Source organism: Methylobacterium sp. AC832, from assembly GCF_979256025.1.
Genome location: NZ_CEEDMV010000001.1, coordinates 1084544 through 1098103, shown reverse-complemented (window position 1 = coordinate 1098103; position 13560 = coordinate 1084544). Strand labels below are relative to the sequence as shown.

Sequence of the window (13560 nt, the reverse complement as noted above, 5' to 3'; positions counted from 1 at the left end):
AGGCCCCGATGAGCGAGGCGAAACCCATTGCGGACGTGGTTGCGGCACCGGCCACCACCGACCGGCGAGACGTGCTCTCGCGGATCGAGGCCTACAAGCGCCGTGAGATCGCGGAAGCCAAGCTGCGCGTCCCCCTCGCCAAGCTCGAGAAGCGCATCGAGAAGGCCGCGCCCGTCCGCCCCTTCGCCGACGCCATCGCCGCCCATATCGCGCAAGGGCGTCCCGCCCTCATCGCCGAGGTGAAGAAGGCCTCTCCGTCCAAGGGCCTGATCCGCGAGGATTTCGACCCCGCCACCCTCGCCGCCGCCTACGAGGCGGGCGGCGCCACCTGTCTCTCGGTGCTCACCGACGCGCCCTCCTTCCAGGGCAAGCCGGAATACCTCACCGAGGCACGGGACGCCTGTTCGCTGCCGGTGCTGCGCAAGGACTTCCTGTTCGAGCCGTACCAGGTGTTCGAGGCGCGCGCCTGGGGCGCCGATTGCGTTCTGGCCATCATGGCGTGCCTCGATGACGACGAGGCGCTGGCCATCGTTGAGACCGCGCACGATCTCGGCATGGATGTGCTGGTCGAGGTCCATGACGAGGAGGAACTCGCCCGCGCCATTCCGCTCGGCACCCGGCTGCTGGGCATCAACAACCGCGACCTCAAGACATTCGAGGTCTCGTTCGATACGGCCATCCGCGTTGCCAAGGGCGTGCCAGAGGACCGTATCGCTGTCGCGGAGAGCGGCATCACCGGGCACGACGATGTCCTGCGCCTCGAAAAGGGTGGACTTCGGACGATCCTCGTCGGGGAAAGCCTGATGCGCGAAGCGGACGTGACCAAGGCGACGAAACGCCTGCTCTTCGGCAAGGCCGGCAAATGAGCAGCCTCACGCATCTCGATGCGGCCGGCGCCGCCAATATGGTCGACGTCTCCGACAAAGCCGCCACCACCCGTACCGCCCGCGCCGAAGGCGTGGTGGTGATGCTGCCCGAAACGTTGCGGCTGATCCGCGAAGGCGATGCCAAGAAGGGCGACGTGATCGGCACGGCGAGGCTCGCGGGCATCATGGCGTCGAAACGCACGCATGAACTCATCCCGCTGTGCCATCCGCTGCTGATCTCCAAGGTCCGGGTGGAATGCGAGCCGGACGATTCCCTGCCAGGCCTTCGCGTGACCGCAGAGGTCAAGGTGATCGGTCCGACCGGCGTCGAGATGGAGGCCCTCACCGCCGTCTCGGTCGCCTGCCTCACGATCTACGACATGGTGAAGGCGGCCGATCGCGCCATGCGGATCGAAGGCATCCACCTAATCTCCAAGGATGGCGGAAAGTCCGGCTCGTACCGGGCCGAGGGCGCTTCGTGAGCAAACTCATTCCGGTGGAGGAGGCGCTCGCGCGCATCCTTGCGAGTGCCGCCGAGCCGGTGGCAGCCGAGATGGTGGGGGTGGCCGACGCCTACGGCCGGACCCTGGCCGAGGATGTGGCCGCCCTACGGACCCAGCCGCCCTTCCCCGCCTCCGCTATGGATGGCTATGCGGTGCGTTCCGAGGATGTGGCCGCCGTTCCGGCAAAACTGACGCTCATCGGCATGAGCGCTGCCGGCCACGGTTTCTCCGGTACGATCGGCCCCGGCGAGACGGTACGGATTCTCACGGGGGCTCCAGTGCCCACGGGGGCCGACACGATCCTCATTCAGGAGAATGCCGACGTCTCGGACAATGTGGTCACGGCGAAGGAAACGGTCGCCGCCAAGCGCCATATCCGCGTTCCCGGTCTCGATTTCCGGTCCGGCGATCTGCTTCTGCGGGCGGGGGAGTGCCTGGATGCGCGCCGGCTTGCCCTCGCGGCCGCGGGTGGTCACGCTACTCTCCAGGTTCGCCGCCGGCCTCGGGTCGCGATCCTCGCCACCGGCGACGAACTCGTGGCGCCGGGAGAACCGGCCCGCTGGGACCAGATCGTCGCCTCGAATGGATTGGCGGTGGCGAGCCTTGCCCGCGAGGCAGGCGCGGAACCCATCGATCTCGGTATTGCCGGAGACAGCCTCGCCTCCCTCGAAGCCGCACTGGGCCGGGCGCGGGACGCGAAAGCAGACCTCCTGGTGACCCTGGGCGGCGCCTCCGTGGGTGATCACGACCTCGTCCAGGCGGCTCTGCATCGCGAGGGGCTGGAACTTGGTTTCTGGCGAGTGGCCCTCCGCCCCGGAAAGCCACTGATGCATGGGCGTCTCGGTCCGATGATGGTCATCGGTTTACCGGGTAATCCCGTCTCCGCCGTAGTCTGTGGCCTGCTCTTCGTCGTGCCGGCGATCCGGGCTCTTCTTGGCGACCCCAAGGCCGGGGCCGACCGCAGCGAGCCGGCCCTGCTCGGGGCGGACATGCCGGCCAACGATATCCGCCAGGACTATATGCGGGCGCGGATCGAAATCGCGGATGACGGCCGTCCGATGGCGTACGCCGAAACGCGCCAGGATTCCTCGATGCTCTCGGTCCTCGGTCAATCTGAAGCGCTGCTGGTTCGCCCACCCGGCGCTCCGGCCGCGAAGCGCGGCGATCCGTGCCGGATCATTCGCCTCGATCGAGCGCTGCTCTGAACAGATCCGGTTTCGTCATTTTCCGGTGACGTCAGGGGTCGATCTAGCCAGTCGCGTGGCGAGCCAGCCGACGATGATCGCTACGGTGACGCCCCAGCCCACCTCCATGACGCGCGAGCCGAAGATATGCTGCGCCGTTCCGTCATGGGGGACGAGCAGGATGATGGTCGCGGTGATCCCGGCGAGCCGGGCCGCACTCGCCACGTTCAGCACCCAGCAGGCCGTGAGCGACAGGATGACTGCGAGGGCATAGGCAGCCAGATGCTGCCCGAGGCCGAGCCAGATACCAAGGCCGATGAGGCCCCCCGTGGCCGCACCGAGCAATTGGTCCCGCCCGACTTTCCGTGTCGCGCGGAACTCGGTCTGGAGTACGGCGATGGCAGTGATCGCCGACCAGAACCCCTCACGCTGGTTCAGCGCCTGGGTCGGCAGATAAGCGATGATCGCCGCGCCAGCGGATAAAAGGCCGTGCACCAAACCATCGATGAGGCGGCGTCGTAGCGGCAGGCCCTTGCGAAGGCGCGCGATACGTTCGCCGAGCCGGCTGATCCTGGCCTCGTCGCGCCCTCCTTTTTCGGTTCCTGGAGGGTGTGCCTGCGCTCGCCACCCAGGGCTTCCCGGTTGCTGCTCCACGATGACACGGTCGCTCGAATCCATGATTTTTGAACGCGAGCCGAGCCTGCTTCGATCCGCCGGCGATCTTCCGGTTTCACGCTTGCCGGCTTGGTCAGCCGAACACGAACTCCACCGCCTGCGTTACGACCTCAGGCTGGTAGGCGTGTGGCCCATCATACTCCACAGAGGTCACATCGTAGCCAACGTCCCTCAGTTTGGAAGTGTGCACCCGTGCGCTGCGATCGATGGGTATCTGCTCGTCCCGTGTCCCATGTGAGATGAAGATGCGTGGTGACCCGGCCTGCAGATGTACCGACAGGAACCCGGCCGAGGAGATGATGAGGTGGGTGACCACATGGCCATTGGCGAGGCCGGAGGAGAGAGCGTAGCTCCCGCCATCGGAATGGCCGGCGAAGACGATGTGCAGCGGATCGAGCATGAAGCGTGACGCTACCTCGGTCAAAGCGAGGTCGAGCCGTTCGCGGTCCGGCCCGTGACCGCCGATGACGAGATCCCAGGTCGGGAATACAGATTGTGGAGCGAGGAGCAGAAATGCGCGCGCCTCCGCATGCTTTTCGAGCATGGGAAGGATCTTCTCCGCACTCCCGCCGCCGCCATGAAAGAGTACGACGAGGGGAGTCGGCCGTCGCGGATTGATCCCCGGCGGCACGATCAGCATGGCGTCGCGCCCGTCGAAGAGGCCGAGCGGATGGCGGCCCGGAGGCATGGGCTCCCTCGTCGGCAGACGATGCGCAAAAGCGAGACGTCCTGCGAGTTTAGGGTCGATCATGCGGCGAGCCTCGCGTCGTTCGGTGACATGGTGCGGGCGTCGGTCGTTCTCTGCGGACGGCGCCCCTTGCCTAAGCTGCCGCGTCAATCCGGCTTGGCTTCGCTCAAAGGCTTGATCTTCAGTTGATCGATGATCCACAGCCAGCCGCCGGCCTCCTGCTTCCGTGCCGTCTCCACCGAGATCGTTCCGTTCGGCAGGCGCGCGAAGGTCATCGCAATCCCCCCGTTGCGAATATTCGGCAGCGTCTCCGCGGCCGGAAACTCGGAGCGCCGTGCTAGAAGGTCGGTGTAGAACGCCCGGATCTCCTGATGTCCCGTCGCGACCACCTTTCCGGCAGCCAGCACAGCATCCGGTTCGTAGAGGGCGACCAACCCCTCCACATCGCCGGCATTGGCCCTTTCGTTGAAGAGACGGGCAAGGTCTTCGGGGGTTTCTGCTAGCACGTGGTCCATCGCGTTTTCCTCTTGTTACACGGCTACTTCAGCAGCGTACCAGCCGAGTCGCGCACCGCTACGGTGACCGGTATCCCCGCTTTGACGCTCTCGGAGACGGTACAGAAGCGCTCGAACTGCTCGAGAACCTTGTCGAGCCGTGGCATCGTTTCCGCCGGAGCGCCCAGCGCGATGCCGACTTCGATCCCGCTGATCCTCAGGCGACCATCCGCGTTGCGTTCCACGCGAAAGCTCGATCGCGCTGCGAGCCCGGTTGCGTCCTGTTTGAATTTGCCGAGGGCGAAGACCAAGCTCGCGCACAGGCAGTTGGTGACGCCGGCGACCAGGATCTGCTCGGGGTAAGGCCCCTCCCCGCCGCCATAGGGTGGCGCCTCGTCAACGGCGAGGTTCGGGAAGGCTTCCCCAAAATCGATCTCGAACCGATAGCCCTCGATCTGCCTGATCGTGATGCTGCCGTCACTGCCCATCCGGGACGTCTCCTCTCGGCTCGCCTAGCCGCCGCATGCGCACTGAAGCGGCAAAGCAACGACTGGCAAGGCAACGAACGAGAAGCGAAGGCGAGTTCCATCTCATCCCCCTCCTTGCCCGCGTGTTGACAGCCCGCCCTCATTGGCATACCAAATACCAACAGTAGACGCACAGAAAAAGCAAGTGCGCGGAACATCTCACGGACGGGGTTTGACCTTTCCGCGAAATGGAGGAAGCGATCACGATGATGCAATGCAGCATTCGCAACCGCAATATATTCCAGACGGAAGCCGAAATCGCGACCACGACTGCGGACGAAGCATCGCGCGTCTCAAGTGAAATCCCTCATCGCGTTTGACGGCCGTACCTGCTGCCTAAGTCGATGGACGACGTTTCACTCGAAGACGCGAAACAAGCCATGTCGGATCAAGCCAATTTCTTCGGTATCGACGTCTCTCAACTGATCGAAGCCGCCGGAGATGCCATCGTCGTCTCCGATCCGGACGGTGCGATCGTCGTGTGGAACGCGGCGGCGGAGAGGATCTTCGGGTTCTCGTCATCCGAGGCGCTCGGCCAATCCCTCGATCTGATCACCCCGGAACGCCAGCGCCAGCGTCACTGGGATGGTTACGCCAAGACAATGCGGACCGGCATCACCCGCTACGGCACCGAGGTGCTGCGCGTGCCGGCGCTTCACAAAGACGGCCGATCACTCTCGATCGCCTTCACCGTCGGACTCCTTCACGGTTCTGACGGCGCAGTGACTGGAATCCTCGCCATCATCCGCGATGAGACCCGGCGCTGGAACGACGAACGTCAGATGCGCAAGCGTCTGAGCGAGCTCGAAAGCGCTTCCGTTTAAGTGGAGGCGCGAAAATCTAAAGGTTTCGCCAGAATACCGGCCAACACGAGTTCCGGATCAGAACCGGACATTCGAACTATCCGATCCATTATTGTTGCATGACGATCGAAAGGGAGAACGTCGAGATGAGCAAGCCGCTTGAAGGCACCAAGATCATCGATTTCACTCACGTCCAGGCTGGCCCTGCTTGCACGCAGCTTCTCGCCTGGTTCGGCGCCGACGTCATCAAGGTCGAGCGTCCCGGTGCCGGAGACGTGACACGGACGCAGCTGCGCCACGTGGAGGATGCCGACGCCCTTTACTTCACCATGCTGAATTCGAACAAGCGTTCGCTGACCCTCGACACCAAGACCCCCGAGGGCAAGGAAGTTCTCGAGAACCTCATCAAGCAATCCGACGTGATGGTCGAGAATTTCGGTCCCGGTGCCCTCGACCGCATGGGCTTCTCCTGGGCCCGCATTCAAGAACTCAACCCGGGCATGATCCTGGCTTCGGTGAAGGGCTTCTCGGACGGCCACCATTACGAGGACCTGAAGGTCTACGAGAACGTCGCCCAATGCGCCGGCGGCGCCGCCTCCACCACCGGCTTCTGGGACGGCCCCCCCACCGTCAGCGCCGCCGCTCTCGGTGACTCGAACACCGGCATGCATCTCGCCATCGGCATCCTCACGGCGCTCCACCAGAAGAACAAGACCGGCAAGGGCCAGAAGGTCGCCGTGTCGATGCAGGATTCGGTGCTGAACCTCTGCCGTGTGAAGCTGCGCGACCAGCAGCGCCTCGACGCCCTCGGCTACCTCGAGGAATACCCCCAGTATCCGCACGGCGAGTTCACCGACGTGGTGCCGCGCGGCGGTAATGCGGGCGGCGGCGGGCAGCCGGGCTGGGTGCTGAAGTGCAAGGGTTGGGAAACCGACCCGAACGCCTACATCTACTTCACGATCCAGGGCCATGCCTGGGCGCCGATCTGCAAGGCGATCGGCCGCGAAGAGTGGATCGACGATCCGGCCTACAACACCGCCCGTGCCCGCCAGGACAAGATCATGGACATCTTCGGCACGATCGAGGAATGGCTCGCTGACAAGACCAAGTTCGAGGCCGTCGACATCCTGCGCAAGTTCGACATCCCGTGCTCGCCGGTGCTGTCGATGAAGGAACTCTCGGTCGATCCGTCGCTGCGCGCCAGCGGCACCATCGTCGAGGTGCAGCACCCGAAGCTCGGCTCGTATCTCACCGTCGGAAGCCCGATCAAGTTCTCGGACATGCCGGTCGAGATCAAATCTTCGCCGCTCCTCGGAGAGCACACCGACGAAGTGCTGCTCGACCTCGGTTACACCCAGCAGCAGATCGAGCGCCTGCACCAGGCACGCGCCGTCTAAGACAGATGCAAAGCGGCCCGTCCTCGGACGGGCCCTGGATTGAGGAAAACGGCGTGCCGCGAGGCGCGCCGTTTTCTTTTGGGATGAGACAAGGCCGCAGCAGGACGGCTGCGTCGTCGGCATCGTTGATTGAGCGCCGGCCCTGTTCGAACGAACGACCTACGTACCGGGACGCACGGCTTCCTGCCCCAACGAGTTCGTCAAACGCCGAAGGTCGGCGGCGAGGATCAAGCGATGGATCGGCGCGACCGGCACCATGTAGACCCAACCAAAGGCATTGTGGACGACGACCGACGAGGTGATCGTGAGACGGCGACCGGAGGTCGCGAGACAGATCATGACGTCGAGGCGGCGGTCCCGCACGGTGAGAACCAGCATATCCGGGGCGCTGTGTTCCACCAGGAAGAAGTCCAACGTTTCACCCGCGCGCGCTTGGATCCGGCGTTCACCGGAAAGGCCGCCGATCGCCTTCACGCCGAAACGTGCCGCGATCGAATCTCCCATGCGGAAGGCGAGCGACATGAGCGGTCGTGGCTCTGTCGTGATGAAATTCCAGTCCTGTATCGGAGTCATCGCCGAGGGGAGTACGACCGATCGCGAGTCGTCATAATCGAGTTGATCGCTCGGGCGCAGAATCCGAACCGGCAGATCGACAGGCAAGGACTTTTTCCCATCCCGTTGAGAGGACAGCCCTAGCATGACCGGCGCGGATAACCGGCGGCGCGATAGGTGAACGAGCGCGGCCTCGGCCATACCGGACCCGGTAGCCGTGCGTTTATCCTCCTAAGGAGTTGGTGCGGTCCTGTTGCCCTGCGACGGGATGCGTAACCGGGAGGCCGTGAGGCGAGACATCCAGCGAGGCTGCGTCTTTCCCCTCCGTCGCGAGTGCCTCGTAGGGTAGCCAGCCGGCGAAGGGTTCCAGATTATCCTGCCCAGCGGGGCGATACCAACGCCAGACTTGGCGTGCCGCACTCGGGGCGTACCAGCGACCGGGGCGACCCTCGGCCAGGATCGGACCGAGGGTCAGGTGGTTGAGCCAGATCCGCTCCACGATCTGCGGGGCCGTGTGCATTGGGCGCCAGGTCGGTGGCATCGGATATCTCCTGCGAAGGCGATCACGGAGGGCTGAAATGGGTGCGGGGGCCAGGACTTGGCGTCCGGCCCCCGTACTCTGTTCGTGGTCGGTGGCTCAGCCTCAGTTCACGCAGCCACTACGCGGGGGGCAGGCTTGGTCTCGTCGGTGACGGCCAGCGCCTGGGCCACCACCCGCTTGCGCCAGGGCTTCAGCACGGCGATGGCGAGGAGGGATGCGAGGATGTTGGCGCCTGCAGCGACGAGGAAGACGCCGTCCCAGCTGTTGGTGGCCTGCTGGAGGTAGTTGGCGACCGGGACCAGGAGGGCGGCGGTGCCCTTGGCGGTGTAGAGCAGGCCGGCATTGGTGGCGGCGAACTTGGTGCCGAACGTGTCGGTGCAGGTGGAGGGGAAGAGGGAGTAGATCTCGCCCCAGGCGAAGAACACGAACCCTGAGAGCAGCACGAACCACAGCGGGTCGTGGCCCCAGAGGTAGAGCATGTAGATGCCGAAGCCTTCCATGGCGAAGGCGATGAACATGGTGTTCTCGCGGCCGATCTTGTCGGAGACCCATCCGAAGAACGGGCGGGTCAGGCCGTTGAGCACGCGATCGATGGTGGCCGCGAAGGTGATGGCCACCATGGTGATGCCCATGATGGTGACCGGCACCTTGTCGACGCCGATATCGGAGGCGATGGGCTTGAGGTTGGCGGTGATCATCAGGCCGCCGGCGCCGACGATGACGAACATGAAGTACATGAGCCAGAAGATCGGCTGGCGGGCGACTTCACCGGGGGTGTAGTTGCGCCGGGTCTGGATGATGTTGGCGTTGGCCACGACCTCCGGCACCTGGCCCTTCTTGGGCGAGGTGAAGAAGAAGGCGAGCGCGCAGACGACGAGGCCCTGGCCGATGCCGAAGTTGAAGAAGGCGGCCTGGAAGCCGTGGTCGGCGATCATCCACTGGATCGGGGCGACGGTCAGCGCCGAGCCGGCGCCGAAGCCGGCGGCGATGATGCCGGCGGCCAGCCCGCGCTTGTCGGGGAACCACTTCAGGGCCGAGCCGACGCAGGTGCCGTAGACGGCGCCGGCGCCGATGCCGGCGACGACCTGGCCGAGATAGAACATGTTGAGCGAGGCGGCGTAGGAGTTGATGACCCAGCCGATGCCGCAGAGCGCGCCGCCGAACAGCACGACCACGCGCGGGCCGTACTTGTCCACGAACCAGCCCTCGATCGGGACCAGCCAAGTCTCGAACAGCACGAACAGGGTGAAGGCCCACTGGATCGCCGCCCGGTCGAAGCCGAACTTCTTCTGGATGTCGGGGACGAAGAACGTCCAGCCGTATTGCAGGTTGGCGATCATCACCATGCAGATCACGCCGATCACCAGCTGACCCCAGCGGTATCCATCGGATACTCGCCCACTCGTTGTTTCCGCCCTCGTCATTGTCGTCCTCCGCGTTGTTCTGTTTTGCTTCACTCGAGGCGTAGGAGCCGGTTGCCCGGTTTCCAGTCTTGGCGAATGCCGACCCTTGGCGTCGTCAGCATTCTGGTATGTGGAATACCAGCCTCTCTCGTACGTATCAGCCCGTCAAGACCGAGATGCAGAAAAATCGTCGCCGCAATGCAGCAAACAGGGATTAAACTCAAGATCTCGTACAGGCGATGAAGAATCTGTCTGAGCTATGCGAAAACAACATCTCGCCGACGCAAATACGGGTCTGCCATGCCCCTAAGTGCATATTGTTGCATAGGCGCAAATTTGCCGTGGAAACGAGGGGTACACCCCTCAACCACCGGGTTTTTGCTGATAAATCTGAAATCTGTACGCGATGGCGTTGCGCATGCCTTCGGGAACAGGCAATGCCATACCGGCCACGCAGTGACCGAGCCAAGCCGACGTGGACGTACATAGCCTACCCGCCTCGCCCTGGTCCGGCACCATAGTGCTCTTTCATTCATTGACAACCGGTATTTTGCATACCAGGGTCTGAACTCAGGAAGCGATCCGGAAGGGGCGACGTCATGCCGGTGAGGCAGCAGACGGGCACTGTGGCAAGTCGCCTAAACTATATCCGAATGGATCGCTCGGTTCGCGATGCATTGAACATGTTGCAGAATCCCGGGGTCGACGCTCTCGTCGTCATCGACGGTGTCCCTCTCACGGACGGTTCCATCGTCGGCATCATTACCGAGCGCGAGATCTTCCGTGCCATGGCATCGCGTGGCCTCGAAGTGCTCGACAGCCTTGTCTGGATGTTGGCGAAGCAAGATTTTGCATCTGTCGACGTCAGCACGTCAAATGCCGACCGGCTTAAGCTGTTCTGTGCATATCAGACCGACCATATCGCCGTGACCGATGGTTTCGTCCTGACGTCGATCCAGAGCATTTGGAGCTGCGTCGACGCCATGTCTGATGGGAGTACATCGGCTCACTCATGATGATCGACCAGGCATTGGGGGTGTTACAATCGAATGTAACGTCAGGTCGTCCAGAGGTTGCCGAGAGATTAAATGATGCGCAATCGATCTCGATCCTTCGTTGTTGCGCTGCGACGCGCTCTCACCGCAGGTGCAGGATAAGATATCCCGCTTCTGATCATTGACCTCCATCGTTTTTGCATTCAAAATTTCGACACGATACCCTGGTGTTTCGGCCTTCTCGAAAGGTTCGATTCAAGCCGGGGGTCGAGGCAAGGAGACGCTACGGGGCAGCGATCGTCGGTGCAACGCCGACCGCTCGCATCTCGTGGCCAACAGGGTTAGCAGCAATGCGTTACTTGGCCATTCTTGAATGCCCGGTCATCTTCAGCGGCGAATCCCCCAACGGGATGACCAGCATGGACATGTGTCCCTCGGCCGGGATTACGCGTGGACTGATCAGCCGCCATGTCAAAGTCATCGATTCAAGGGTGATCGCTGTCTGCATCTGGCAGAGCGAGTTCTGCGCCAAGCTCTACTTCAACGCGGAATGGTACGAGAAGGCCGAGGCACTCTGGGGTGACCGCTATCAGTTGCGGCTCGAGGCCATCGATGAGGAAGCGGTCGCCTGAGGCGTTCGAGGTAGCCGCCGCGATGCATGGCCGCCCTGGAATTCACTGACTCTTGGAGGGGCCGGCCATGTCCATCATGGTGCCCCCGGCTACCGGCCAAGCTGATTTGCCTCCTTGCCCGGAGTTCGGCCCCTGGAATCCGGGGTTGGAATCGACGTTGCCCAGGGCGTTTCTGTCCCTCGAGACGCTCTTCAGGCCGGACAACGTAGAAACCAGCCTCGACGATGCCCGCGAGATGAGTGACGTCAGTGGTCTGCCACTGACGCAGCTCGTACTCTTCCGTGCTCAGCGTCTCGTCGTGCACGAAGTGCTTATCAGCGTCATGGCCGATCTGTCGGTGCCGGTCGGGCGCACTTATGGCGATCTCGGCGTCAACTTTCGGGCCATCGTCAGCACAATCCTGGACACCGGGATTGCGTCTCACGCGAATGAGATCGCTGACCTGCTCGTTCAGATCCGGAGCGACGCCGCGCTCGTGCTCCAACGCGAACTGTCCGAGATGTTCACCCCGAAGGTTGTCGGAGAACCGGCCCGCGGACAACCCTCCCTCTGGCAGCTGATCCTTGGCTCTCCCGAACCGGCCAGGCGGCAAAGGGAGCACGGTACGCCAGAGCAATGGGCCCTCCACCATCTCGACGCGTGGTACGCGCGTTGCGCCACACCATCAGACTCCCTCGAAATGGCGGTTTGTGTCGCCCTGCGACAGGTGGTGACAAGCATCATCCGGCGTCGCGGCTTCCTGATCCGCGACACCGCGCTTCTCCACCGTCTCGTCTGCATCCTGGTCTCAAACCAGTACGGTAGCAGCCGGATCGGCCAGCTCATTGAACCATGGTTCCGCGAGGTCGTCGCACGGGAAGGCTACCGCTCATTGAGAGCCCAGACGCAGCCGGTGGTGATGAACGTCAAAGGTGCATCAGCTTCCGGCAAAAGCACGATCCGGCCATATCAGCGTGCGCTCGCCGGGCAAGTCGGCCTCGACGAGTCGGATTTTGCTGTCATCACACCCGACGTCTGGCGCAAATTCCTGCTCGATTACGACAGCCTCGGTGCGGCCCGCCGCTATGCCGGTACGCTGACAGGACGCGAGGTCGAGATCATCGATCGCAAGCTCGACCGTCACATGGCGGTGAAGGCTGCGGAGGGGCGCATCTCACATCTTCTGATCGACCGGTTCCGGTTCGACAGTTTCACCGTCGATCCCGGAGCAGAGGATGGCAGCCAACTCCTGACCCGCTTCGGCCATTGCGTCTACATGCAGTTCATGATCACGCCGCCGGAGGCAACCGTCGAGCGGGCGTGGAAACGCGGCGAACAATTCGGCCGTTACAAAGCTGTCGAAGATCTGCTCGCACACAACGTCGAAGCCTATACCGGCATGCCGCGGCTCTTTTTCACCTGGGCACTCAGGTCGGACAAGCGGGTCCATTTCGAATTTTTGGACAATAGCGTACCGGAAGGTGAACGTCCCCGAACCGTTGCCTTCGGCATCAACGGCACGATGAATGTCCTCGACCTGAAATTTCTCTTCGATATCGATCGGTACCGCAAGATCGATATCTCCGCGCGGTCCGCGCAGGAGGTCTATGCCGCTGCCGGTTCGATGGCGCCTTCGGACAATATGAGCTTCCTGCGCGACTGTATCCGCCGGATGACCACGATCTGCTTTGCGGATTTCGGGACGGGACACGTCTACGCCAAGCTTCACCAGGGGCGCCTGACCCATCTCGCCGCGGATATCGCGGAGCGGGCGGTCGAGAACGCGGAATTAAAGGCGACTCTCGGAGCGATAGGCGTATCGGGAGTTTCACCTCCCATGCCCGAACCCTGCGAGATCCTTCGTCGGGAAGAGGCTCAGACATTGGGCCGCTGGGGTGACGCATTCTAGGCTCTTATGGCCCTGAACGCGTATGCAACGCGTGCGATAGACGCGGCCAAGGCCTAAGCAATGCGGTGAATATAAAGTCCGTTGGGCTAGGTCCACCCGAACGGGTTGGCGGAATGAACTCAGCGTCTGCCCGAGTCCCCGACCCGCTCCGATATGCGCTAGCGACATGAGTGGTCGAAGGAATGTGGTATATCAGTTTGCGGTGCAGCATGGCATCAGGGTGATGCAATGTCCTCCGGGAGCCCGCCATGTTCGCCACTCTCTTCGCCGCCGTGATCGTCATGATCGCGCTTCAGGTCCTTCTCGTAGTGAAGGCCGCCGACCTCCTCTCGGCGCGCGCAGACAAGAGCCGCGTCGAAAACCGCGATTACGTTCCAGGCTCGGCAGGTCGCTTCACCGGTATCGCCTAAGG

16 protein-coding genes are annotated in these 13560 nt (G+C 63.0%); 9 read left to right on the top strand and 7 right to left on the bottom strand.

Features of this window, described 5'->3' with window-relative positions; translation table 11 throughout:
* Positions 1 to 8: 8 nt before the first annotated feature.
* From trpC to AC0IXR_RS05080, 3 genes are read left to right on the top strand one after another with little or no spacing between them, the layout of a single operon-like run.
* Entirely contained in the window at positions 9 to 866 is an 858-nt protein-coding gene (gene trpC / locus AC0IXR_RS05090) for an indole-3-glycerol phosphate synthase TrpC (protein ID WP_471759917.1), read from the top strand.
* On the top strand, positions 863 to 1348 hold the full coding sequence (moaC, locus tag AC0IXR_RS05085; RefSeq protein ID WP_471759916.1) for a cyclic pyranopterin monophosphate synthase MoaC: 486 nt from the start codon (positions 863 to 865) through the stop codon (positions 1346 to 1348). The genes trpC and moaC overlap by 4 nt, the downstream gene beginning before the upstream one ends.
* Entirely contained in the window at positions 1345 to 2574 is a 1230-nt protein-coding gene (locus AC0IXR_RS05080) for a molybdopterin molybdotransferase MoeA (protein ID WP_471759915.1), read from the top strand. Before moaC ends, AC0IXR_RS05080 begins: the two co-directional genes overlap by 4 nt.
* 15 nt (positions 2575 to 2589) lie before the next feature.
* Here the strand turns inward: AC0IXR_RS05080 and AC0IXR_RS05075 are convergent, their stop codons facing one another.
* The 4 genes from AC0IXR_RS05075 to AC0IXR_RS05060 all read right to left on the bottom strand — a co-directional run bounded on the left by AC0IXR_RS05075 (position 2590) and on the right by AC0IXR_RS05060 (position 4898).
* On the bottom strand, positions 2590 to 3048 hold the full coding sequence (locus AC0IXR_RS05075; protein WP_311276462.1) for an FUSC family protein: 459 nt from the start codon (positions 3046 to 3048) through the stop codon (positions 2590 to 2592).
* A 253-nt stretch (positions 3049 to 3301) separates the two neighbouring features.
* Positions 3302 to 3979, bottom strand: a complete 678-nt coding sequence (locus AC0IXR_RS05070) for an alpha/beta hydrolase (protein WP_471759914.1) — start codon at positions 3977 to 3979, stop codon at positions 3302 to 3304.
* Positions 3980 to 4062: 83 nt separating this feature from the next.
* Complete coding sequence (locus tag AC0IXR_RS05065) at positions 4063 to 4431, bottom strand: YybH family protein (protein ID WP_471759913.1); 369 nt, start codon at positions 4429 to 4431, stop codon at positions 4063 to 4065.
* A gap of 23 nt (positions 4432 to 4454) precedes the next feature.
* A complete protein-coding gene (locus tag AC0IXR_RS05060) occupies positions 4455 to 4898 on the bottom strand; it encodes an OsmC family protein (protein ID WP_056452135.1) in 444 nt (147 codons plus the stop codon).
* A gap of 419 nt (positions 4899 to 5317) precedes the next feature.
* On the opposite strand from AC0IXR_RS05060, the gene AC0IXR_RS05055 reads away from it, so the two are divergent.
* On the top strand, positions 5318 to 5761 hold the full coding sequence (locus AC0IXR_RS05055) for a PAS domain-containing protein (RefSeq protein ID WP_311276465.1): 444 nt from the start codon (positions 5318 to 5320) through the stop codon (positions 5759 to 5761).
* Positions 5762 to 5886: 125 nt separating this feature from the next.
* A complete protein-coding gene (frc, locus tag AC0IXR_RS05050; protein ID WP_056427099.1) occupies positions 5887 to 7137 on the top strand; it encodes a formyl-CoA transferase in 1251 nt (416 codons plus the stop codon).
* A gap of 159 nt (positions 7138 to 7296) precedes the next feature.
* Here frc and AC0IXR_RS05045 read toward each other — a convergent pair whose 3' ends face one another.
* The 3 genes from AC0IXR_RS05045 to oxlT all read right to left on the bottom strand — a co-directional run bounded on the left by AC0IXR_RS05045 (position 7297) and on the right by oxlT (position 9654).
* Complete coding sequence (locus AC0IXR_RS05045) at positions 7297 to 7890, bottom strand: DUF2867 domain-containing protein (RefSeq protein WP_471759912.1); 594 nt, start codon at positions 7888 to 7890, stop codon at positions 7297 to 7299.
* 22 nt (positions 7891 to 7912) lie between these two features.
* Positions 7913 to 8230: a hypothetical protein gene (locus AC0IXR_RS05040; RefSeq protein ID WP_471759911.1), complete on the bottom strand. Its 318-nt coding sequence runs from the start codon at positions 8228 to 8230 to the stop codon at positions 7913 to 7915.
* A 107-nt stretch (positions 8231 to 8337) separates the two neighbouring features.
* On the bottom strand, positions 8338 to 9654 hold the full coding sequence (gene oxlT, locus AC0IXR_RS05035; protein ID WP_471759910.1) for an oxalate/formate MFS antiporter: 1317 nt from the start codon (positions 9652 to 9654) through the stop codon (positions 8338 to 8340).
* 578 nt (positions 9655 to 10232) lie between these two features.
* Between oxlT and AC0IXR_RS05030 the strand changes: the two genes are divergently transcribed.
* From AC0IXR_RS05030 to AC0IXR_RS05015, 4 genes are all read left to right on the top strand, one after another.
* A complete protein-coding gene (locus AC0IXR_RS05030) occupies positions 10233 to 10649 on the top strand; it encodes a CBS domain-containing protein (RefSeq protein ID WP_471759909.1) in 417 nt (138 codons plus the stop codon).
* 470 nt (positions 10650 to 11119) lie between these two features.
* Positions 11120 to 11260 (top strand): hypothetical protein, encoded by a 141-nt coding sequence (locus AC0IXR_RS05025; RefSeq protein ID WP_246748011.1) that lies wholly within the window; start codon positions 11120 to 11122, stop codon positions 11258 to 11260.
* Between the two features lie 67 nt (positions 11261 to 11327).
* The gene (locus AC0IXR_RS05020) at positions 11328 to 13148 is read left to right on the top strand and encodes a DEAD/DEAH box helicase family protein (RefSeq protein ID WP_471760241.1); all 1821 of its coding nucleotides are present in this window, start codon (positions 11328 to 11330) and stop codon (positions 13146 to 13148) included.
* 248 nt (positions 13149 to 13396) lie between these two features.
* Positions 13397 to 13558 (top strand): hypothetical protein, encoded by a 162-nt coding sequence (locus AC0IXR_RS05015; protein ID WP_200919169.1) that lies wholly within the window; start codon positions 13397 to 13399, stop codon positions 13556 to 13558.
* The last annotated feature ends 2 nt before the right edge of the window (positions 13559 to 13560 follow it).